Annotated in this window: 17 protein-coding genes; 10 read left to right on the forward strand and 7 right to left on the reverse strand. The window is 64.2% G+C overall.

The features are described from left to right. Both ABI213_RS08735 and ABI213_RS08740 read right to left on the reverse strand, forming a co-directional pair. On the reverse strand, positions 1 to 401 hold a 401-nt coding region (locus ABI213_RS08735; protein WP_348026772.1), incomplete at its 3' end, for an S-adenosylmethionine:tRNA ribosyltransferase-isomerase. 33 nt (positions 402 to 434) lie between these two features. After that, entirely contained in the window at positions 435 to 1,673 is a 1,239-nt protein-coding gene (locus tag ABI213_RS08740; protein WP_348026774.1) for an HD-GYP domain-containing protein, read from the reverse strand. Positions 1,674 to 1,870: 197 nt separating this feature from the next. Between ABI213_RS08740 and recG the strand changes: the two genes are divergently transcribed. The 3 genes from recG to ABI213_RS08755 all read left to right on the forward strand — a co-directional run bounded on the left by recG (position 1,871) and on the right by ABI213_RS08755 (position 5,839). Beyond that, positions 1,871 to 3,961, forward strand: coding sequence for an ATP-dependent DNA helicase RecG (gene recG / locus ABI213_RS08745; RefSeq protein WP_348026776.1), 2,091 nt, complete (start codon positions 1,871 to 1,873; stop codon positions 3,959 to 3,961). A gap of 95 nt (positions 3,962 to 4,056) precedes the next feature. Further along, complete coding sequence (locus ABI213_RS08750; RefSeq protein WP_348026778.1) at positions 4,057 to 5,082, forward strand: AraC family transcriptional regulator; 1,026 nt, start codon at positions 4,057 to 4,059, stop codon at positions 5,080 to 5,082. A 118-nt stretch (positions 5,083 to 5,200) separates the two neighbouring features. Continuing rightward, positions 5,201 to 5,839 carry an NAD(P)H-dependent oxidoreductase gene (locus ABI213_RS08755; protein ID WP_348007651.1) on the forward strand — a complete coding sequence of 213 codons (639 nt, stop codon included), beginning with the start codon at positions 5,201 to 5,203 and terminating at the stop codon, positions 5,837 to 5,839. Positions 5,840 to 5,849: 10 nt separating this feature from the next. Here the strand turns inward: ABI213_RS08755 and ABI213_RS08760 are convergent, their stop codons facing one another. Then, positions 5,850 to 7,079 carry an HD-GYP domain-containing protein gene (locus ABI213_RS08760; protein ID WP_348026780.1) on the reverse strand — a complete coding sequence of 410 codons (1,230 nt, stop codon included), beginning with the start codon at positions 7,077 to 7,079 and terminating at the stop codon, positions 5,850 to 5,852. Between the two features lie 274 nt (positions 7,080 to 7,353). On the opposite strand from ABI213_RS08760, the gene ABI213_RS08765 reads away from it, so the two are divergent. The 4 genes from ABI213_RS08765 (at position 7,354) to ABI213_RS08780 (ending at position 12,319) form a co-directional block, all read left to right on the forward strand. Then, a complete protein-coding gene (locus ABI213_RS08765; protein ID WP_348026782.1) occupies positions 7,354 to 9,300 on the forward strand; it encodes a phosphatase PAP2 family protein in 1,947 nt (648 codons plus the stop codon). A gap of 146 nt (positions 9,301 to 9,446) precedes the next feature. Then, entirely contained in the window at positions 9,447 to 10,400 is a 954-nt protein-coding gene (locus tag ABI213_RS08770) for a LysR substrate-binding domain-containing protein (protein WP_348005200.1), read from the forward strand. Positions 10,401 to 10,417: 17 nt separating this feature from the next. Continuing rightward, on the forward strand, positions 10,418 to 11,323 hold the full coding sequence (locus ABI213_RS08775; protein ID WP_348005201.1) for a Dyp-type peroxidase: 906 nt from the start codon (positions 10,418 to 10,420) through the stop codon (positions 11,321 to 11,323). A gap of 75 nt (positions 11,324 to 11,398) precedes the next feature. Next, positions 11,399 to 12,319 carry a 4-hydroxybenzoate octaprenyltransferase gene (locus ABI213_RS08780; protein WP_348005202.1) on the forward strand — a complete coding sequence of 307 codons (921 nt, stop codon included), beginning with the start codon at positions 11,399 to 11,401 and terminating at the stop codon, positions 12,317 to 12,319. On the opposite strand, the gene ABI213_RS08785 is transcribed toward ABI213_RS08780, so the two are convergent. Both ABI213_RS08785 and ABI213_RS08790 read right to left on the reverse strand, forming a co-directional pair. Then, positions 12,304 to 12,666, reverse strand: a complete 363-nt coding sequence (locus ABI213_RS08785) for a TfoX/Sxy family protein (protein WP_348005203.1) — start codon at positions 12,664 to 12,666, stop codon at positions 12,304 to 12,306. The genes ABI213_RS08780 and ABI213_RS08785 overlap by 16 nt on opposite strands. A 2-nt stretch (positions 12,667 to 12,668) precedes the next feature. Beyond that, a complete protein-coding gene (locus ABI213_RS08790; protein ID WP_348005204.1) occupies positions 12,669 to 13,631 on the reverse strand; it encodes a helix-turn-helix transcriptional regulator in 963 nt (320 codons plus the stop codon). A 182-nt stretch (positions 13,632 to 13,813) separates the two neighbouring features. Here ABI213_RS08790 and ABI213_RS08795 point away from each other — a divergent pair, with 182 nt between their 5' ends. Then, entirely contained in the window at positions 13,814 to 15,505 is a 1,692-nt protein-coding gene (locus ABI213_RS08795; protein ID WP_348005205.1) for an alpha-glucosidase, read from the forward strand. Between the two features lie 27 nt (positions 15,506 to 15,532). Further along, on the forward strand, positions 15,533 to 16,807 hold the full coding sequence (locus tag ABI213_RS08800) for an ABC transporter substrate-binding protein (RefSeq protein WP_348005206.1): 1,275 nt from the start codon (positions 15,533 to 15,535) through the stop codon (positions 16,805 to 16,807). A 110-nt stretch (positions 16,808 to 16,917) separates the two neighbouring features. Here the strand turns inward: ABI213_RS08800 and ABI213_RS08805 are convergent, their stop codons facing one another. After that, on the reverse strand, positions 16,918 to 19,266 hold the full coding sequence (locus tag ABI213_RS08805; protein ID WP_348005207.1) for an alkaline phosphatase PhoX: 2,349 nt from the start codon (positions 19,264 to 19,266) through the stop codon (positions 16,918 to 16,920). Positions 19,267 to 19,751: 485 nt separating this feature from the next. Here ABI213_RS08805 and dkgB point away from each other — a divergent pair, with 485 nt between their 5' ends. Next, positions 19,752 to 20,561, forward strand: coding sequence for a 2,5-didehydrogluconate reductase DkgB (gene dkgB, locus ABI213_RS08810; RefSeq protein WP_348005208.1), 810 nt, complete (start codon positions 19,752 to 19,754; stop codon positions 20,559 to 20,561). Positions 20,562 to 20,650: 89 nt separating this feature from the next. Here the strand turns inward: dkgB and ABI213_RS08815 are convergent, their stop codons facing one another. Next, on the reverse strand, positions 20,651 to 20,959 hold the full coding sequence (locus tag ABI213_RS08815) for a BON domain-containing protein (protein WP_348005209.1): 309 nt from the start codon (positions 20,957 to 20,959) through the stop codon (positions 20,651 to 20,653). Positions 20,960 to 21,113: the final 154 nt, after the last annotated feature.

The following is a 21,113-nucleotide window of genomic DNA, read 5'->3' on the forward strand; positions in this document are numbered from 1 at the left end:
CGCCCCAACATCGTTGCGCAGAACCCTTCGCCACCGGCCAGGGTGATGGTGGTGCCGGGCTCGGGCTTTTTGCTGACCCGCATGTGGGCGGCTACCTGGTTGCCGGTCAGTACCCGTTCGACCAGCAATTCGACCCTGCCGCCGCTGGGCTTTTCACCAAACAAGCGGGCTTTGAGTACCTTGGTGTCGTTAAACACCAGCAAGTCGCCAGCTTTGAGCAGGCTGGGCAGGCTGTGGAAGATGCGGTCTGCGGGGGCTTCGCCGGTGCCGTCCAGCAGGCGTGAGCCACTGCGTTCGGCGGCGGGGTGCTGGGCGATCAGTTCGGGGGGCAGGACGAAGTCGAAGTCGCTGAGCGTGAAGTTGCGGGTAGCGGTGCCAGAGGGGGTGTCAGGATTAAACATATTCCCGATTTGAACCCAGAAAAGACCAAAAATTTAGGCACTAAGCGGTGCCATGCCAGACCACAACTCGTCCAGGTCCTTGAAACGCCAAAATTTTGGATCTTCCCGGCCGGTGATTTTTTCTTTACAGCCAGGCCCCGATAGGTCCAACACCTCAGGCGGTATCCGCATGTCGGACTTGGTTGAAAAGAACACCTTCACGACCGGCTTCAGCAGTGAGCTGGGGCTCTGCTCCATCACCACGCCCACTCGGCCCGAGCTAAGCCGAACCAAAGAACCTGTGGGGTAGATACCTAGGCATTTGACAAACGCTTGGAATACCTTGGGGTCCAGGTGACCATTGGTCCATTCGGCCATTTTTTTCAGCGACTCGGCCGGGTCCCAGCCATTTTTGTAAGGTCGGTTGGAAGTGATGGCGTCATACACATCACAGACTGCCCCCATTTTGGCAAACAGGCTGATGGCATCCCCTTTTAGGCGCTCGGGGTAGCCTGAACCATCGGTTTTTTCGTGGTGGTGCAGTACAACATCCAGCACCAGCGCGTCCACTGCTTGGCTTTCGGCCAGCAGTTTGTGGCCCTTGCTCGGATGTGACTTGATGACATTGAATTCGGCATCGGTCAACTTGCCCGGTTTGTTCAGCACGTCCATGGGCATCAGGGCTTTGCCCAGGTCGTGCAGCAGGCCGGCCAGTCCCATGGCGCGGGTTTGGTCCTCGTCCAGCTTGAGCTGGCGCGACAGCGCCACCATCATGGCGCAGACTGCCACCGAGTGCATATAGGTGTAGTTGTCTGCATCTTTGAGCCGTGCCAGGCTGATGATGGCACCCGCGTTGCGCTCTACCGAGTCGGAAATCTCCTGCACCAGTTGGGTTGCCATCTCTGCATCCACCGTCTTGCCCATGCGCGCTTCCTGGAACATGGCAATCAACGCGGGCTTTGACTTGGCGCAGATCTGCGCGGCACGCTTGTATTCGGCGGCGGTGGTGGTGGGCTGGGTGTCGCATGCGGGCGCTTTCGCATTCTGAAGTTCCTGCACCATGGCTTCCACGGATTCCGTCTGCACCAGACTGGTCTCGCCCGGGGCTAAGTCCAGGCCCTTGCTGGTGTCTATCCACAGCTCCAGGATGCTGCCGTCCAGCACGCGCTGGATATCTTTGGGGTCGGTGATGACAAAGTGGTTGCGCCAGAACGGGTGCTCCATCCAAGGGCCGCAAAAACCGTCAATATGCATTCCCAGCGTAAGTTGTTTGACGTGGATTTTCTTGAGCATAAAACGCTTATAGGGGCAAAGACCGGCAAAAAAAGTAACCAGGACAAATTGCCCACACCAACCTACAGTTGAAACAACATGATACGTTCCCTTTACAGGTGCGTCCGAGGTTTAGTTGCCGCCCTGTTCGGGGGTGTTGCCCGTCCAGGGCGTTGGGCGAAAGCTTCTGCGTGCGCAGCAAGGCAAAATCCGCCCCCATGGCCACCCCCCCACCCAAGCTGAACCCCGCGCAAAAAGCCCTGCTCAAAATGGGTTTGCGCCGCGACATCGATCTGGCCCTGCACCTACCCCTACGCTACGAAGACGAAACCCGCATCAGCCGCCTGGCCGACGCGCGCGAGGGCGACACCGTGCAGATCGAGGCCACCGTCACGCACAGCGAAATCAGCCTGCAGTCGCGCCGCCAGCTGGTGGTGACGGTGATTGACGGCAGCGACACCTGCACCCTGCGCTTCTTCAGCTTTTACCCCTCGCACCAGAAGACGCTGGCCGTGGGTGCGCGCCTGCGGGTGCGCGGCGAGGTCAAGGGTGGCTTTCTGGGCAAGCAGATGCTGCACCCGATGTTCAAGCTGGCCGGTGGCGACTTGCCCACGGCGCTCACCCCGGTCTACCCTAGCGTGGCGGGGTTACCACAGGCCTATCTGCGCCGCGCCGTGCTGGGCGGCCTGAAGCGCGCCAATTTGTCCGAAACCCTGCCGCCGGGCTGCCCCAATTACAACCCCGCATATTTAAGCCAAACAGGCCTCCAGCGCAATTACCACCTGCACGAGGCGCTCTCATTTTTGCACCACCCCGCGCCCGACGTGTCCTTGGCCGCACTGGAAGACCGCAGCCACCCCGCCTGGCAGCGCCTGAAAGCCGAGGAGCTGCTGGCCCAGCAACTCTCGCAACTCCAGGCCAAGCGCGCCCGCGACCTGCTGCAAGCCCCGCCGTTGGCTGCACGGGAGGGCGGATTGCTGGATGGCTTGCGGGCCGCGCTGCCCTTTGCCCTCACCGCCGCCCAGCAGCGCGTGGGGGCCGAGATTGCCGCCGATCTGGCCTTGGCCGTTCCCATGAACCGCCTGCTGCAGGGCGACGTGGGCTCGGGCAAAACCGTGGTCGCTGCGCTGGCCGCCTGCACCGCCATGGACGCAGGCTGGCAGTGCGCGCTGATGGCCCCCACCGAGATCTTGGCCGACCAGCATTTCCGCAAGCTCGTCGCCTGGCTGGAGCCGCTGCTGGCCCCGCTGGGCAAATGCGTCGCCTGGCTCACCGGCAGCCAAAAGACCAAGCAGCGCCGCGAGATGCTGGAAAAAATCGCCAGTGGCGAAGCCGCGCTGGTGGTGGGCACCCATGCCGTGATCCAGGAGAAAGTGGTCTTCAAGAACCTGGCCCTGGCCTTGATCGACGAGCAACACCGTTTCGGCGTGGCCCAGCGCCTGGCCCTGCGCAGCAAGCTGGTCGATGGCGCGCTGGAGCCCCATTTGCTGATGATGACGGCCACGCCGATCCCGCGCACCCTGGCCATGAGCTACTACGCGGATCTGGACGTGTCCACCATCGACGAACTGCCGCCAGGCCGCACGCCCATCGTCACCAAGGTGGTCAACGACGCGCGGCGCGACGAGGTGATCGACCGCATCCGTGCCCAGATCGCCCAGGGCCGCCAAATCTACTGGGTCTGCCCGCTGATCGAAGAAAGCGAAGCCCTTGACCTGCGCAACGCCACCGAAACGCACGCAACACTCAGCGAGGCACTGCCTGGCGTGCTGATCGGCCTGTTGCATTCGCACATGCCGGTGGCCGAGAAAAAGGCCGTCATGGCGCTGTTCACCGAGGGCAGCATGGGCCTGCTGGTCAGCACCACGGTGATCGAAGTCGGCGTGGACGTGCCCAACGCCTCGCTGATGGTGATCGAACATGCCGAGCGCTTCGGCCTGAGCCAGCTGCATCAGCTGCGCGGCCGGGTGGGGCGGGGGGCTGCGGCCTCGGCCTGCGTGCTGCTGTATTCCACCGGCGATGCGCCGCGCCTGGGCCAGATCGCCCGCGCCCGCCTGCAGGCCATGAGTGACACCAACGACGGCTTCGAGATCGCCCGCCGCGACCTGGAAATCCGCGGCCCCGGCGAGTTTTTAGGGGCCCGCCAGTCTGGCGCGCCGCTGCTGCGCTTTGCCGATCTGGAAACCGATGGTGCGTTGCTGGAATGGGCCCGCGCCCTGGCCCCGCAGATGCTGGACCGCCACCCCCATTTGGCCGAGCAGCATGTGTTGCGCTGGCTGGGCGGCAAGGCCGAATACCTCAAGGCTTGAAGGGCTGCCAACCCCTGCTGCCCCCGTTCTCCTGCCCACCCGCCCAGGGACCGACGTTGCCGGCCTTTCGATTGACTGATTGACCCATTCCATCCATGTTTTTTGTTCCGCTTCCGTTTGTCGTGGCCTTGGTGCTGGTGTTTTTGCTGGCCCAGATGACCTGGCGCCAGGGTGCCGTGGTGCTGGCAAACCGGCGTTTTCGCTTGCTGCTGGGCGGCTACGCCTTGCTGTCGATGCTGATCGGCCTGCGCTGGGGCTATGGGGTGCAGACGCTGATGCCCCTGCAGGCCACCCTGGCGGTGGCCTTGGCGGCCTGGGCCTGGTGTTGTTACCAGAGCCTGGTGACTGCCACGCCCTCCCGTTGGCAGTGGTTGCACAGCCTGCCCACCGTGTTGGTTGTGCTGCTGTTTGTGGGCTGGCCCCAGGGGGTGGATGCGGCCGTGGTGTTGGCGTGTGGCGGCTATGGTCTGGCCTTGCTGTGGCTGGCGCGGCGTGGGCCGGACGCGCTGGGTCTGGCCCGGCTGGACGAAGCCTTGCTGGCGCACCGTGCGCTGTGGGCTACGGCATTGCCGCTCCTGCTGTCGGCGCTGGCCGATGTGTTCATCGCCTGGGACATGCGCCATCACGCGGGCAGCCACAGCGCGGCGCTGGTGGGTGCGGGCCAATTGCTGGCGCTCTTGCTGTGCGGCTACGCGGCCTCGGTAGCGGCAGAAAGCTTGCCGGACCAGGAGCCCGAGGCCGATAGCCCGGCACCGTTGGCCGCCGAGTCCGCAGAGTCCACGGAGGACGAACAGCGCACCATGGCCGTGTTGCACACGCTGCTGCAAGACCATCCGCTGTACCTGGAGCCCGACCTGAACCTGCTGCGCCTGGCGCGCAAAAGCGGTATCCCGGCTCGCAAAGTATCGGCGGCCATCAACAAGGTGGAGCGCAAGAACGTCTCGCAGTACATCAACGCATGGCGTGTCCAGCAGGCCTGCCGTTTGTTAAGGGACACGGACCAGACCGTGTCGGATGCGATGCTGGCCAGCGGTTTCCAGACCAAGTCGAACTTTCAGCGTGAATTCCGCCGCATCACCGGCTCCACACCACTGCTGTGGCGGCAGGCGAACCGGCCCTAGTCGCGCCGACGGCGGGCACTACGCATTAACCCTTGATTTTTGGCGACCCGCCGCCACCTCTGTCTTCCCGTGCGTGCTACATGCGCGCCCGGCACCCCTTTTTTACCGAAAGCATTCCATGTCCGACCTGATCCAGAAGCTGCAATGGCGCTACGCCACCAAAAAAATGGACACCACCAAAGTGGTGCCCCAAGAAAAAGTAGACCGCATTTTGGAAGCCGTGCGCCTCACTGCCACCTCCAGCGGCTTGCAGCCCTACGAAGTCATCGTGGTGACCAATCAGGACGTGCGCGAGAAGATCCGGCAGATCGCCTGGAACCAGGCGCAAATCACCGAAGGCTCGCACCTACTGGTCTTCGCCGCGTGGGACGACTACACGGTGGAGCGCATCAACACCATGTTTGACTATGTCAATACCGAACGCGGCGTTAAAAACGAAGGCTGGGAAAATTACCGCCAAATGCTGCTGAACACCTATCCCCAGCGGGGTGCCGAGGTGAACTACCAGCACGCTGCACGCCAGGCCTATGTAGCCCTGGGCACTGCCCTGATTGCGGCGGCCGAAGAGCAGGTGGACAGCACGCCCATGGAAGGTTTCGACCCCCAGGCGCTGGACGACATTCTGGGCCTGCCAGCCCGTGGACTGCGCAGTGTGGCCATCATGCCTTTGGGTTACCGCGCCGATGAAGGCGACTGGCTGGTAAACCTCAAGAAAGTGCGCCGCGCGCGGGAAGATTTTGTCTCTGAAGTGAACTGAAAGTTTGGGGCTAAGCCCGCTGCAACTGGGCGGGCTCCAAGCCCGACCACAGTTGGTTCAGGTCGGGAAAACGCCAGTACGCCGGGTCCTCGCGCCCGGTGATCTTTTCGGTGCAGTCGGGTGCGGATAAATCGACCACCACCGGCGGGATGCGCAGGTCGGATTTGGTGGAAAAGAACACTTTGACGATGGGTTTGAGCAGGGCGCTGGCGCTTTGCCCGGTAACCACCGCTATTTTCCCGGAGCTGAGCCGCACCAGCGAACCCGTGGGGTAGATACCCATGCTTTTGACAAAGGCGTGGAACACCTGGGTGTCAAGGTGGCCGTTGGTCCATTCGGCCATTTTCTTCAGCGATTCGGCCGGGTCCCAGCCTTTCTTGTAGGGCCGGTCAGAAGAGATCGCGTCGTACACATCGCAGATGGCGCCCATCTTGGCCAGCAGGCTGATGCCCTCGCCTGCTTGCCCGCTGGGGTAGCCGGAGCCGTCGGTTTTTTCGTGGTGGTGCAGCACGATGTCCAGCACCGCCGGGTCGTCTGTCAGGCATTCGACCAGCAGCATGTGGCCCTGGGCAGGGTGGGTTTTGATGAGGGTGAATTCGGCATCGGTCAGTTTGCCGGGCTTATTCAGTACCTCCAGCGGCACCAGCGCCTTGCCCAGGTCGTGCAGCAGCCCGCCCATACCGGCCGAGCGCGTCTGGGCCGCGTCCAGCTTGAGCTGTAGCGCCAGCGCCACCATCAGCGCGCACACCGCCACCGAGTGCATATAGGTGTAGTCGTCCGCCGTCTTGATGCGCGCCAGGCTGACCAGCGCGCTGGGGCTGCGCATCACGGAATCCGTGATGTCCTGCACCAGTTGCTCGGCCAGCGCGGTCTGCACCGTGTGGCCCAGCCGCGCCTCCTGGAACATGGCGGCCACGGCCAGCTTGGCTTTGTTGCAAATTTGGGCGGCGCGCGTGTACTCCACCGCCGCGGTGGTGGGGGTGGTGTCGGGCAGTGGTGTGGGAGCGGCGGCAGGGGCCGTCTCGGGCAAGGCTTGCGGCGCTGCATCGGGTGCTACGTCCAGGCCCTTGCTGGTGTCGATCCACAGCTCTTGCACGGTGCTGGCGCGCACCCGTGCGATGTCTTGCGGATCGGTCAGTACAAAGTGGTTGCGCCAGAACGGATGTTCCATCCACGGCGCGCAAAAACCGTCGATGTGCATCCCGAGGGTCAGGTGGTGAACACTGATTCGTTTGAGCATGGTGCGCAGAGGGCGTGGGGTAGAGGTGTGATGAGAGTGGTGCCAGTATGGCCCAGGATGCGGTTTTGCATGCATGGATAGGCAACATGCCATCCTTCATATTGGTGATAAAAATGGCAGTCAGCGCAGGTCTGTGCTCTATTTATAGCTCCTTTTTTTGAAGCGTTCATCGGGGACTGTCTGGGGTGAAGCTGAAGCGTCATCACGCTGTCACGGCAGCTCTTTAAGGTCGCGGGCTGGCATGTCGCCACCCCGTTTTTTGATGACACCCCCCATGCAGACTTCTTTTTCCTATGTACCCCGCACCCTGTGCGCCGCCATTACCGCCGGATTCGTTTTGGCCGGTTGCGGCGGCAGCGACGCGCCGTGGGTCACCCCCACCGCGCCCACGGGCCTGGGCCGTGCCGACAGCGCCGCCGTGGCCGATGCCGCCACGGTTCCCCCGTTTGTGGACAACGTGGCCACCAACCAGCGCGGCGATGCCCGCTACGCCACCCTGGCAACCAACGCCGGTGTGCGGGTGGTGGCGGGCTTTTTGGACATTTGGCGGCCCAGCAGCCTGATCGTTGACGCGGGTGTCACTGCTGCGGCCAATGGCAGCTTTCCGGCTGTGGTGGCCTCTACCTGGTCGGGCATTCCGGGTGACTCGACCGATGGCACGGTGCTGAATACTGCCGTGCACACCGCCAACATCGAGTACGTGGTTACGGCTACCGCCAACCGCACCCCGGCACAGGTGCTGGCGGCCTACCTGGACGACCGGCGCGGCAAGGCCTACAGCGTCAGTGACGGCATGGGCCCGCTGACCACCGCCTGGCGCACCGCGGCGCAGCAAACCACCTCGATTACCGCCATCGCGGCGGATGCGACCACCGTGCTCTACAACGACACCGGCAACAACGTGGGCGTGGGCGGCAGTGCCAACACCCAAAACTTCGGCCCGGTGGTGGACCTGGTGGCCAACATTGGCGAAAACGGCTCCACCGAGCCCGCCAAGCGTTTCTACAAATACGCCCGCCCCTGGCGCTGGAGCAGCAGCGTGCAGGTCGTGCCCGCGCTGGTCCCGGCCAAAAGCGCCACCCCCGCCACCGACGGCGGCTTTGTCAGTGGCCACTCGGCCGAGGCCATGCGGGATGTCCTGGCCATGGCGTACGCGGTGCCCGAGCGCTTCCAAGAAATGCTGACCCGTGGCGGTGAGCTGGGCGAAAACCGCATCCTGGCCGGCATGCACTCTCCCATGGACGTGATGGGCGGGCGCATCCAGGGCCAGGCCGTGGCCGCGGCCAGCCTGTATGCCGGTATTAACAGCAGCACCCGGGTGGCCGTGGCCGCCCAGGCGCGCAGTACCCTGATGGCCGCTGTGGGCGCCGCCGATCCGGCCGCGTTCAACACCTTTGCCCATGCGCAGAGCAGCAGCGCCGACCGCTTTGCCGACCACGCCACCAACAAGGCCAACTACCGCCGTTACCTGACCTTCGGTTTCACGCAGATTGCCGACACCACCAAGGCCGCCACCGTGCCCAAGGGTGCCGAGGTGCTGCTGGAAACCCGCCTGCCCTACCTCAGCGCCGACCAGCGCCGCGTGGTGCTCAAGACCACGGCCATCGCCTCCGGCTACCCGGTGCTGGACGATGCCGAAGGCTGGGGCCGCCTGAACCTGTTTGATGCCGCCGACGGCTATGCCCGCCTGGATGGCGACGTGGCCGTCACCATGGATGCCAGCCTGCTGGGCTTCAACGCCGTGGACAGCTGGCAAAACAACATCGCGGGCGCAGGCCTGTTGACCAAGCGCGGCAGCGGCCAGCTCACCCTGACCGGCAGCAACACCTACAGCGGCGGCACCGTGCTGGAAGCGGGCACGCTGGAAGGCACGTCGGCTACCGCCTTTGGCAGTGGCGATGTATTCCAAAGCGGTGGCGTTCTGCGCATCCGCCCGGCCAGCCAGTTGAACCTGGCAGCCCGCTACACCCAGACCGGTGGCACGCTGCAACTGGTGCTGGGCAGCGCCAGCCAGATCCCGCTGGCCGTGGTCAGCGATGCCACCCTGGGCGGCACGCTGAACATCCGCTTTGCCACCGGCTACCAGCCCGCCGTGGGCACGCTGCTGACGGTTTTGAGCGCAGGCCGTGTGCACGGCACGTTCAGCAGCATCACGGTCGATGGCCACACGGTCACGCCGGTGTATTTGGGCAACCAGGTACAACTGCGCATCGTGTCCTGAGCCTGTCCGGCCACCGTGCGTAGCACGGGTGCGGTGGTGCCGGATGAACGGGCAACAACTTGCAGGGCCGCGGGTGCTTGGCACCCGGGGCCCTGAAAGCGGCGCTGGCTTGTCCCGGCGGCTGTAGCGGGTGGACAATAGCGCCCATGACCCTCACCGAACTCAAATACATCGTGGCCGTCGCCCGCGAGCGGCACTTTGGCAAAGCGGCCGAAGCCTGTTTTGTGTCGCAGCCCACGCTGTCGGTGGCCATCAAAAAGCTGGAAGAAGAGCTGGACTGCAAACTGTTCGAGCGCAGCGCCAACGAGGTGTCGATTACCCCGCTGGGCGAAGAAATCGTGCGCCAGGCGCAAAGCGTGCTGGAGCAGGCCGCCGCCATCAAGGAAATTGCCCAGCGCGGCAAAGACCCGCTGGGCGGCGCGCTGCGCCTGGGGATCATCTACACCATCGCCCCTTACCTGCTGCCCGACCTGGTGCGCCAAGTCATCAGCCGCACGCCGCAGATGCCGCTGATGCTGCAAGAGAATTTCACCGTCAAGCTGCTGGAAATGCTGCGCATGGGCGAGATCGACTGCGCCATCATGGCCGAGCCCTTCCCCGACACCGGCCTGGCCGTGGCCGCGCTGTACGACGAGCCCTTCATGGTCGCCGTGCCCACCAACCACCCGCTGGCCGCGCAGACCAGCGTCACGTCCGAGCAGCTCAAGGCCGAGACCCTGCTGTTGCTCGGCAACGGCCATTGCTTCCGCGACCACGTGCTGGAGGTCTGCCCCGAATTCGCCCGCTTCTCCAGCGGGGCCGAGGGCATCCGCAAGAGTTTTGAAGGCTCGTCGCTGGAAACCATCAAACACATGGTGGCCGCGGGCATGGGCATCACCCTGGTGCCGCAGCTCAGCGTGCCCAAATCGGCCTTGTCGGCCAAGCCCAAGCGTGCCCGGGAGGATGACCCCTACGTGCGCTATCTGCCGTTTGACGGCGACCCGCCCATGCGCCGCGTGGTGCTGGCCTGGCGGCGCAGCTTTACCCGCTACGAGGCGATTGCCGCCCTGCGCAACGCCATCTACGCCTGCGAGCTGCCGGGTGTGAAACGTTTATCTTGAACCCGATGGAGAACCCTGTGGATTTTGCGCAAGCTGGCATTCTGGAACCCGGACCCGCCCATGGGCGCTATTTGTTTTTCTCGGTCACCGCCCAGGCCACGCCCGCCGTGCTGGGCTTTACGCTGCAACGGCTGGCGGCGCTGGTCGACGGCCAGTCGGTGGTGGTCGGCCTGGGTGCCACGCTGGTGCAGGCCATGGAGGTGGAGGTGCCTGGCCTGCGCGCCATGCCCGACTTCTCTGGCCACGGCGTGCACGTGCCCAGTACCCCGGTCGCCCTGTGGTGCTGGGTGCGCGGCACGGCGCAAGGCGAGGTGGTGCTGCACGCCCGCAGCATCGAGAAAGCCCTGGCCCCGGCCTTCCACCTCGACCGCGTGCTGGACGGCTTTCGCCACGGCGACCCCAGCGCCGCGCACGACCGCGACCTGACCGGCTTTGAAGACGGCACCGAAAACCCCGAGGGCGACGAGGCCGAAACCGCCGCCCTGGTCCACGGCGCGGCCGAGGGCATGACCGGCTCCAGCTTTGTCGCCATCCAGCAGTGGGTGCACAACCTGGATGCGTTTGACGCGCTGGGCACCGAGGGCCAAAACAACGCCATGGGCCGCCGCATGAGCGACAACGAAGAGCTCGAAGACGCGCCCGCGTCCGCCCACGTGAAACGCACCGCGCAAGAAAGCTTCAGCCCCGAAGCCTTTGTGCTGCGCCGCTCCATGCCCTGGGCCGTGGGCCACCAGTGCGGCCTGTTCTTTGTGGCTTTTGGCGCCACCTTGAACGCTTTCGAGGCCCAAATGCGCCGCATGGCCGGGCAAGAGGACGGCATTGTCGATGCCACGTTCACCTACTCCAAACCCGTCACCGGGGCCTACCTGTGGTGCCCACCGGTGCGCGAGGGTCGGCTGGATCTGCGCCAATTGGGTCTATAACGGGCCTGTAATCCTTTGCTCTATTAATCGTAGCTGCCAGCGCAGGTGCTACCTGGGCTGGAGGCCTATTTGACTATGAAATCTCCCCGTTTGTACTTGCAGCTGATCCGCTGGGACCGCCCTGCGGGCTGGCTGCTGCTGCTCTGGCCCACCCTTAGCGCGCTGTGGATCGCCTCCGGCGGCTTCCCTGGCTGGCACCTGCTGCTGGTGTTCACCCTGGGCACCATCCTGATGCGCAGCGCGGGCTGCTGCCTGAACGACGTGGCCGACCGCGAATTCGACAAGCACGTCAAGCGCACGGCGCAGCGCCCGGTGACCAGCGGCGCGCTGTCGGTGGGGGCTGCGTTGCGCTTCGGCGCGCTGCTGGCCCTGGCCGCGTTTGCGCTGGTGCTGACGACCAACGCGGTCACCGTGGTCTGGTCTTTCGCCGCGCTGGCCGTGGCCGTGGTGTACCCGTACGCCAAGCGCGTTGTCTCCATGCCGCAGGCCGTGCTGGGCGTGGCCTTCAGCTTCGGCATCCCCATGGCCTTTGCCGCCGTGCTGGGCGGACCGCCGTGGCAGGTGCTGTCGGCCGCCGGTTGGGCCGATTTTTCGCTGGGCAAGCTGGGGGCCAGCGTGCCGCCGGTGGCCTGGGTGCTGCTGCTGGGCAACCTGTTTTGGGTGCTGGCCTACGACACCGAATACGCCATGGTGGACCGCGACGATGACCTGAAGATCGGCATGAAAACCTCCGCCATCACCCTGGGCCGCTTTGACGTGGCCGGGGTCATGGCCTTCTACGCGATATTTATGCTGATTTGGGTGCTGGCGCTCATTCCCTATGCGCTGGGTGCTATTTTTTACATAGCGGTTGGCGTGGCCGCCCTGCAAGCCCTGTGGCACTGGACCCTGATCCGGCACCGGGGCCGCGACGGCTGCTTCAAAGCCTTCCGGCTGAACCACTGGGTGGGCTGCGCGGTGTTTGTGGGCGTGGCGGGCAGCTATGCCTTGGGCTGAGTTCTCGGCTGAGCCTTGGGTTTTTTCGGTACTTTGGGTTTGGGCTCCGGAAGTGCCCCCGCTGTGGCCTGCACCAGCTGGCACAGCCAGGCGGCATCTTCCCATTGGTCGGCGGTGATGCACCAGTGGGGCCGGGCCCCAGGGAAGGGCAAGCCCTCCACGGGTTGGGGTAGCAGGGCCCGGCCTGCGTCGGTGGGCTTGAGGAAGAGCTGGTTGTCGCACACCAAGCCCACCGGCTTGCCCGCCAGGTAGAGGCAGTATTCGCCAAACATACGGCGCACCGACGCGCTGTGGGTGGCGGCCAATTGGTCGAGCAAAAATTCTGCGGTGCTGGCGTGGGTGGGCATATTTATTCCAAAGTAGGCCCAGTGTCGCCTATCCCTCCTATTTCGCCCCGGCGCTTGGCCCGCCATTGCTGTGGGGTGGCCCCGAACTGCTGGCGGAAGGTCTGGATGAAATAGCTGGGGGTGGTAAAGCCGCAGGCCCAGGCCACTTCTTTGCCTGCCAGGTCGGTCTCGGCCAGCAGGTGGGCGGCGCGGTCCATGCGCTGGCGGTTGATGTGGGCGATCAAATGGCCGCCGGTGGTCTGGCTGAACACGTGGGACAGGTATTCGGGCGTGCACCCGGCCTGCGCGGCCAGGGCGGTGACGTTGAGCGCGTGGTCGCCCAGCTGGTTGTTGACCCACACGCGCACCCGGGCCACCAGCGGGGGCTCCGGCTGGGTGCGCGGGGCCGCGTCGTCCAGCACCCGTAGCACGCCCGCGCAGGCGGTGGCTAACAGGGCGCGCACTTGCAGGCGGGCACAGGCATCGTCCGTGTGGTTGCACAGCGCGGCGGCATCGGTCAGCCAGTCGTGGATACGGGCGGCATGCGGGTGCTGGCGCGACTCCAGGTGGTCGATGCCGGGGCGGCCCGGCGTGGTCTCGGTGGCCAGGTGGCAGGTCAGGGCGGTGCCGTCGGCGTAGACCACGATGTTGCTAAAGTCCGCGCCGTCGGCAGTTTCGGCATGCAGCATGCGCGGCGGCATCAGCAGGGCTTCGCCTGCGTGCAGCGCCAGCGGGCCGTGCGGCAGCGTGAAGCGGGTGCTGCCGCTGGTCTGCAAAAACAATTCGGGCACCAGGTGGAAATGGCCTTCGCCACGCAAGTCGGCCAGCCGCGGCCCACCGCAGGGGCGCACCGGTAGCGTTTCGTCCAGCAGGCGTTCCATGGCTTGGCGCAGTTGCTGGCGCATCTGCACGGCTTTGTAGGCACTGTTGCGGGCGACTTCGGCCTCTAGCGCTTGCAGTCCCCGGCGCTCTGGTTTTTGTTGCATAGGTGGGTAATTAAAACCGGTGTGATTGTGCTTTGTCATAGCTATTCATCCGTATTTACCCTTGAGTGCGGCGTGTTGTGCATCCCAGTTTTGTGGCATTGCTTGCAGTTTTCTGGCAGTGGATTCGCTGGCAGTGAGCGATCCTGGCTCCTAAACTTTCCCCCACACAACCAGGAGTTTCAATGGCCCAGCCGTGGTGGAAAAGCAGCGTCGCGTACCAGATCTATCCGCGTAGTTTTTGCGACAGCAATGGCGACGGCGTGGGTGACCTGCCGGGCATCACGTCCAAACTGGACTACCTGCAGACCCTGGGTGTGGACGTGGTGTGGTTGTCGCCCGTGTACCAGTCGCCCAACGACGATGGCGGCTACGACATCAGCGACTACCGCGCCATCGCCCCCGAGTACGGCAGCATGGCCGACTTCGACCAGATGCTGGCCCAGATGCACCAGCGCGGCATCCGGCTGATGATGGACCTGGTGGTGAACCACACCTCGGACGAGCACTATTGGTTTACCGAAGCCTGCCAATCCAAAGACAACCCGTACCGCGACTACTACATCTGGCGCGCTCCAGCGGTGGATGGTGGCCCGCCCAACAACTGGGAAGCGGCTTTCTCCGGCTCGGCCTGGGCGTTCCATGCGCCCACCGGCGAGTACTACCTGCACATGTTCTCCAAAAAGCAGCCCGATCTGAACTGGGAGAACCCGCAGGTGCGCGCCGAGGTGCACGGGGTGATGCGCTTTTGGCTGGACAAGGGTGTGGACGGCTTCCGCATGGACGTGATCAACATGGTGTCCAAAACCTACGCGGCGGATGGCAGCCTGCACAACGCCCCGGTGGTGCGGCCCGGCTTCTTGCAGCCCGCGTTCACCCTGGTCACCAACGGCCCGCGCCTGGTCGAATACCTGCAGGAGATGCGCCGCGAGGTGCTGGACCATTTTGAGACCATCACCGTGGGCGAAGCGCCCTGCGCCACGCTGCGCCAGGGCGTGGAGATCACCCATCCCGACACCGGCGCTTTAAGCATGCTGTTCCAGTTTGAGCACATGGATCTGGACTCGGTCCCCGGCCATGGCGAGGGCAAGTGGGCGCTGCAAAAGCTGGCTTTGGGTGACCTCAAAACCTCTTTGTCGCGTTGGCAAGAGGGCCTGGCGGGCCTGGGCTGGAACAGCCTGTACCTCAGCAACCACGACCAGCCCCGGCCCGTGTCGCGCTTTGGCGACGACGGCGTGCACCGTGTGGCATCCGCCAAGATGCTGGCCACGCTGCTGCACGGCATGCAGGGCACGCCCTACGTGTACCAGGGCGAAGAGCTGGGCATGACCAACAAGCCCTACGCCTCGGTGGACGATTGCTACGACCTGGAGTCGCGCAACATGTTCCGCACCGCCACGCAAGAGCGCGGCATTGCCCCCGAGGCGGCCCTGCAAGCCATCCGCACCAAGGGCCGCGACAACGCCCGTACGCCCATGCAGTGGAACGCCGCCGCCCACGCCGGCTTCACCACCGGCAGGCCCTGGCAGCCGGTGAACCCCAACTACCCGCAGATCCACAGCGAGGCGGCGCTGGCCGATGCGGACTCGGTCTTCCACTACTACCGCGCCCTGATCGCGCTGCGCAAGGCACACCCGGTGCTGGTGGAGGGCCGCTACGAACTGCTGCTGGCCGAGCACCCCGAGATCTACGCCTACCTGCGCATCTTGGATGGCGTGCGCTGGTTGGTGGTGTGCAACTTTTACGGCGGCACGCCGGTGCTGGCCCTTCCATACCAGGCGACGCAGAGGGTGATTGGCAACTACCCCGAGGCGGGTGGCGATCTACAGAACTTGGTCTTGCGGCCCTTTGAGGCAGCGATTTTTCAGTTGGCGTGAGTGTTTTATAACTTTGAGGAGACAAAAATGAAGATGCAAAAAATGGTTTGGATGGGCGCCTTGGCCTTTGGCGCGGCCAGCGCACAGGCGGCGGGCGTGACGCTCACCATGTCGTGCGGCGCCAGTGAGCAAGATGCGCAGTACTGCAAAAAAATCGCCACCGAGTGGGGCGCCAAAACCGGCAACACGCTGGAAATGTTGACCCTGCCGCAGTCGTCCAGCGACATCCTGGGCCTGTTTCGCCAAATGTTTGCCGCCAAATCCGACAAGCTCGATGTGGTGCAGATCGACGTGGTGTGGCCTGGCATCTTGAAAGACCAGTTGCTCGACCTCAAGCCCTACACCAACGGCATCGAAAAGAACCACTTCCCCGCCATGGTGGCCAACAACACGGTCAACGGCAAGCTGCTGGCCATGCCGTGGTTGACCGACGCGGGCGTGATGTTCTACCGCAAAGATCTGCTGGCCAAGTACGGCGAAAAGCCGCCCACCACCTGGGCCGAGCTCACCGCCACCGCTAAAAGGGTGATGGACGGCGAGCGCAAAGCGGGCAACGCCGCCATGCAGGGCTTTGTGTTCCAGGCAAGGGCCTACGAGGGCCTGACCTGTACCGGGCTGGAATGGGTGGCCAGCTATGGCGGCGGCACCATCATCGATGCGAATGGCAAAACCACCATCAACAACCCCCAGGCTGCCAAGGCGCTGGACATGGCTGCCGGTTGGATCGGCACCATCGCCCCCACCGGCGTGCTCAACTACGCCGAGGAAGAAGCCCGGGGCGTGTTCCAGAACGGCAACGCCGTATTCATGCGCAACTGGCCCTACGCCTGGGCGCTGGTCAACGGGGCCGACAGCGGCATCAAGGGCAAGGTGGGCGTGATGGTGGGCATGCCCAAGGGCGATGGTCCCCAGAGCACCGGGGCTGCCGCGCTGGGCGGCTGGCAAATGGCGGTCAGCAAATACACCAAGCACCCCAAAGAAGCCGCCGATCTGGTGCTGTACATGACCAGCCAGGCGGTGCAAAAAGAGCGCTCTATCAGCCTGGCCTCCAACCCCACCATTCCGGCGCTGTACCAGGACAAGGACATCCTGGCCGCTAACCCGTTCTATGGCGACCTGTTCGAGACCCTGAAAGTGGCCATTCCCCGCCCGGCCACCGTCACCGGCGTCAAGTACAACGAGGTGTCCGCCGCCTTCTGGAACGCCACCCACGAAGTGCTGTCCGGCAAAGCTACCGGTGCCGACAGCGTGAAGAAGCTGGAAGCCAAGATCGACGGCATCCGCCGCGGCCCGAGCTGGTAGTTTTGGTGCTATCGTTTTAGAGAATTTTTTCAGGCATGAAAAAAGCTGCCAGCGCAGACTTAATCTGCGCTGGCAGCTATTAAAACGATACCGTTTTTTCAGTACCGGGATTACAGCCCGATTACGCCGCCGTCGTTTTTGGTGACCATCACCGTGGCCGAGCGGGGGCGGGCGCTGCTGCTGCCCGGGCCGTAGGCGGCTACACCGGCACCGTTGCCAGGCCAGTGGCTCTCGTACTTGGTGGGGTCGCCAATGTTGGCGGGGGCGGTGTTTTCACCCGGGTGCTGGATGTTGATGAACAGCGCTTTGCCGTCGGGGGACTCGGCCACGCCGGTCACTTCGGAGCCCAGCGGCGCGGTCAGGAAGCGGCGGAAGATGGTGTCGTTCATCTTCTTGCCCGCAAAAGTGTCCACCACCACGGGGCCCGTGCCAGCGGTGCCGGGTTTGCCGTTGGCCTGGTTGGTCACGGTGATCTTGCCGCCGTCGCCGTAGCTGCCGGGTACGGCGGCCAGCAGCATGCAGTTGGTCACGTCGGTGTAGGCGTTGTCGTCGGTTTCGATCCACAGGATGCCGCTGGCCTTGGAGAACCAGCAGCCGTCGGGCTTGGACAGGTCGTTCACCGAAGTCAGGCCAGACAAGTTGACGTTGGCCTGGTAGTTCACGTTGTCCAGCCCGATGTCGGCCGTGGCCTGGCTGGCGAACAGGTAGATGTCCCAGTTGAAGGTAGTGGCCGATGCCAGGCTGCCGGTCTCGCGCATGCGCATCACCTGGCCATTCACATTGCCCTTGCTGACCGAGGCGGTGGCGTTCTGGGTCGATACGCCCTTGTTGTCCAGCCAGTAGCGCGGGAAAGCGGCATCTACATCGGGGTTGGAGTTGTTGTTGCTGCTGGTGGTGCCGACGCTGCCGCGGTCGGGGTTTTCGGTCATGGTGATGTAGATCTCGCCATTGCGCGGGTTCACGGCGGTCCACTCGGGGCGGTCGCACTTGGTGGCACCGGCGGCATCGGCCGCCAGGCGGGCGTTGACCAGCACATCGGCCAGGTCGGCAAAGCTGTAGGCGCTGTTGCCGCTGATGGCGGTGTTGCTCAGATCCAGCTTGAGCCAGGTGCCGGTGCCGTCGGCGTTGAACTTGGCTGCAAACAGCGTGCCGTTGTCCAGGTACTTGGCACCGGTGGCCAGGCGGTCTGTGGGGTTGGCATCGGCCGCCGCCCAGACGGCGGTAGAGACATATTTGTAGACATATTCGCTGCGCGAGTCGTCACCCATGTAGAACGCCAGCGGCTGGCCGACCACCGGGTTGCTGGGCCAGGCACCTTCGTGGGCAAAGCGGCCCAGGGCGGTGTGCTTCACCGGGGTGGAGGCAGGGTTGTAAGGGTCGATTTCTACCACCCAGCCAAAGGTGTTGTGGGTGTTGCGGAAGTCGTCGGTACCGTCGGTAGAGGCACCCAGTTTGCTGGCATCCCAGCGGGCGTATTCGGTGCTGGTGCTGTCGGCGGGCACCACGGTGGCCCAACGTTGGCCGCCGCCTGCGCCCTGGGCCAGGCCGATGCGCTTGAAGGCGGTGCGTTCTTTGGCGCTGCGCAGGGTGTCGTCGGCGCTGCCGCGGCGAAAGAAACCGGCAAAGTTTTCTTCGCAGGTCAGGTAGGTGCCCCAGGGCGTGTAGCCGCTGGCGCAGTTACCGATCATGCCGCGGGTGGCGGTGCCGTCGGCGGAGTACTTGGTTTTCAGCAGGGCCGAACCCTTGGCCGGGCCGCCGAACACCATGGGCGTGCGCGGTGTGATGCGGCGGTTGAAGGTGGAGGCCTTGACCACGCCAAAAACACCGGCGGTCTTGCTGATTTCGATGACCGACGCGCCGTGCGCTTCGACTTCTTTCAGCGCTTCGGCTTCGGGGCGCGGGCCTGCGCTGGCGCTGATATTGGTCTGGCCATTGGGGTGCATGAACTGCACGGTGCCGTTGATGGCTTCGTGGTTGATGGCCATCAGCGCGCGGGTGTTGCTGGTCAGCGAAGGCTTGCCGTCGGTGCCCAGGCCAAAGTAGTGCATGCCGTCGTGGTGGTCGCCGCTGCGGCGGGCGAAGTTGCTGTCCGTGCCGTTGTTCTGGTAATCGGTCACGGTCGGGTCAATCGAGTCGCCGGTGGCGTAGATCACGGTGGCGGTGTAGCCCGCGGGCACGGTGACACGGTCCACCAGGTCTTTGGCCACGGCGGTAAATCCCAGCACGGGCGGCAGCAACGGTGCGGCTTCTGCCACATCGTCGTCACCACCGCCGCAGGCCGTCAGACCCAGGCCGCCCAGGCTGGCGGTGGCCAGTGCGCCCACGCCAGAGCGCAGCACTTGGCGGCGGCCCATGTGGGCGGCCATCACGTCTTGCAAATGGCCGTTGGGGCTGGAATTGTTGTCGAGGTCGTCCGGGTCGGTAAATGCGGTGGTGAGGGTTTGGTTGTGTGTGTTCATCGTGTGTCTGCAACGTATAGGATTTGTAAAGTTGCAGGTTACACACGGGGTATGACATCTTTGTGAAACACAGAGTCATCGAACGGTGCAGACCGAGATCTGCCAAGCCGCCCATAAAAAAAGCCTCTGCCGCATATACGGCAGAGGCCTTAACCCGTAACGGTGGGGCCAGCCCTTGGGGAACTGGACCGTGTGTCCGGGACACAGGACATGGAATTACGCAGCGTCCGGCCAGAGGGCCGCAAACCTGCCAGCTGGGCGCTGCGCAATTCCTGGGAAAACGGTGACTCACCGTTCATGCAGGATGTTCCCAAGGCGCGGGCTTGCTTGTGTGTCGGAACGGAGGGCTTGTGTTGCATTTGTCATATACGGCTACCGAGTGGGTAGCGGCATTGTGGAAATGAACGCAACAGTCTTTTGGAGATTCAGGGGTTTTTCTGCAAAGGCAGGGGCGCGACACTGGGGCCACTTTGAAAGATTCACCTATGACATACCGCATTCCCGCCTTCGGCCTGGGTACTTTTCGCCTGCAAGGCCAGGCCGCCATCGACTCGGTCACAAACGGCCTGGAGCTCGGCTACCGCGTCATCGACACGGCGCAGATTTATGGCAACGAGGCCGAGGTCGGCCAGGCCATTGCCGACAGCGGCGTGACCCGCCAAGACCTGTTCATCACCACCAAAATCTGGATCGACCACTACGCCCAGGACAAGCTGATCCCCAGCCTGCGCGACAGCCTGGCCAAGCTGCGCACCGACCACGTGGACCTGGCACTGATCCATTGGCCGTCGCCCGGCAACGCCGTGCCGGTGGCCGAGTTCATGGCGGCGCTGCGAGATGCCAAGCGCCAGGGCCTGGCCACGCAGATTGGCGTGTCCAACTTCACCATTGGTCTGATGCAGCAGGCGATAGCCGCCGTGGGGGCTTCTGAAATCGCCACCAACCAGATCGAGCTGCACCCCTACCTGCAAAACCGCAAGGTGGCCGACTTTGCGAAAAGCCAGGGCATTGCCATCACCTCGTACATGACGCTGGCCTACGGCAAGGTGCTGCACGACCCGGTCATCCAGGCGATCGCCCAGGTTCACGCGGCCACCCCGGCGCAGGTGGTGCTGGCCTGGGCGATGCAGCTGGGCTACGCGGTGATTCCGTCGTCCACCCAGCGGGCCAACCTGCAGACCAATCTGCTGGCGCAGCAACTGGTGCTGGGCGCGTCCGACATGGCCCAGATCGCCGCGCTGGACCGGGGCGGCCGCCTCACCAACCCCGAAGGCCTGGCACCCGCCTGGGATTGAGGCCGCCCAACGTAAAAAGCCCGAGGGTGGCCGGAAGTTATTCCGGCCACCCTCGGGCTTTTTGCACTACGGCTCAGCCGTGCAGCAGCTTAGTCGTTGCTGTCGGTCGAGAAGGTGCGCACGGCGCTGTAGGCGTTGGCCACACCGGGCACGGTGCTGGCAACATAACGCGCCTTGGCTTCTTCCACAGGGCCTTGTGCCCAGCCGTGCAGGGTGACGTTGCCGTTGTTGGCAGTTACGGTCACGTTCTTGGCTTCGTCGCCCAGCGAGGTGCTGATGGCGGATTGCACCGAAGTGGCCAGGTCAGCGTCGTTGCCAGCAGCGTGGGCGGGGAGGAATGCGCCAGCAGCCAGAGCGAACAGGGCGGAAGCAGCGATACGGTGGATAGAGCGGGTCATGGTGGAATCCTTGGGGTAGAGCACCAAGATCGGTGCAGTGTTTTGGAGTGGGGTGATCTTCCCAAGCGGCGGCGGCTTTTGTGTGTCGGCAACACGCAGGCTGTGTTGCAACTGCAATCTAGGGTGAAACCCTAGGTTGTGTGGTTTGCTATTG

The organism is Rhodoferax sp. (assembly GCF_039922535.1).
In the GTDB taxonomy this organism is placed as follows: domain Bacteria; phylum Pseudomonadota; class Gammaproteobacteria; order Burkholderiales; family Burkholderiaceae_C; genus Rhodoferax_B.

What these genes read in the sequence shown, in the direction of transcription:
- ABI213_RS08740 (WP_348026774.1), bottom strand. Translation starts at nt 1,673, where the DNA reads ATGCTCAAGAAAATCCACGTCAAACAACTTACGCTGGGAATGCATATT.
- recG (WP_348026776.1), top strand. Translation starts at nt 1,871, where the DNA reads ATGGCCACCCCCCCACCCAAGCTGAACCCCGCGCAAAAAGCCCTGCTC.
- ABI213_RS08750 (WP_348026778.1), top strand. Translation starts at nt 4,057, where the DNA reads ATGTTTTTTGTTCCGCTTCCGTTTGTCGTGGCCTTGGTGCTGGTGTTT.
- ABI213_RS08755 (WP_348007651.1), top strand. Translation starts at nt 5,201, where the DNA reads ATGTCCGACCTGATCCAGAAGCTGCAATGGCGCTACGCCACCAAAAAA.
- ABI213_RS08760 (WP_348026780.1), bottom strand. Translation starts at nt 7,079, where the DNA reads ATGCTCAAACGAATCAGTGTTCACCACCTGACCCTCGGGATGCACATC.
- ABI213_RS08765 (WP_348026782.1), top strand. Translation starts at nt 7,354, where the DNA reads ATGCAGACTTCTTTTTCCTATGTACCCCGCACCCTGTGCGCCGCCATT.
- ABI213_RS08770 (WP_348005200.1), top strand. Translation starts at nt 9,447, where the DNA reads ATGACCCTCACCGAACTCAAATACATCGTGGCCGTCGCCCGCGAGCGG.
- ABI213_RS08780 (WP_348005202.1), top strand. Translation starts at nt 11,399, where the DNA reads ATGAAATCTCCCCGTTTGTACTTGCAGCTGATCCGCTGGGACCGCCCT.
- ABI213_RS08785 (WP_348005203.1), bottom strand. Translation starts at nt 12,666, where the DNA reads ATGCCCACCCACGCCAGCACCGCAGAATTTTTGCTCGACCAATTGGCC.
- ABI213_RS08790 (WP_348005204.1), bottom strand. Translation starts at nt 13,631, where the DNA reads ATGCAACAAAAACCAGAGCGCCGGGGACTGCAAGCGCTAGAGGCCGAA.
- ABI213_RS08795 (WP_348005205.1), top strand. Translation starts at nt 13,814, where the DNA reads ATGGCCCAGCCGTGGTGGAAAAGCAGCGTCGCGTACCAGATCTATCCG.
- ABI213_RS08800 (WP_348005206.1), top strand. Translation starts at nt 15,533, where the DNA reads ATGAAGATGCAAAAAATGGTTTGGATGGGCGCCTTGGCCTTTGGCGCG.
- ABI213_RS08805 (WP_348005207.1), bottom strand. Translation starts at nt 19,266, where the DNA reads ATGAACACACACAACCAAACCCTCACCACCGCATTTACCGACCCGGAC.
- dkgB (WP_348005208.1), top strand. Translation starts at nt 19,752, where the DNA reads ATGACATACCGCATTCCCGCCTTCGGCCTGGGTACTTTTCGCCTGCAA.
- ABI213_RS08815 (WP_348005209.1), bottom strand. Translation starts at nt 20,959, where the DNA reads ATGACCCGCTCTATCCACCGTATCGCTGCTTCCGCCCTGTTCGCTCTG.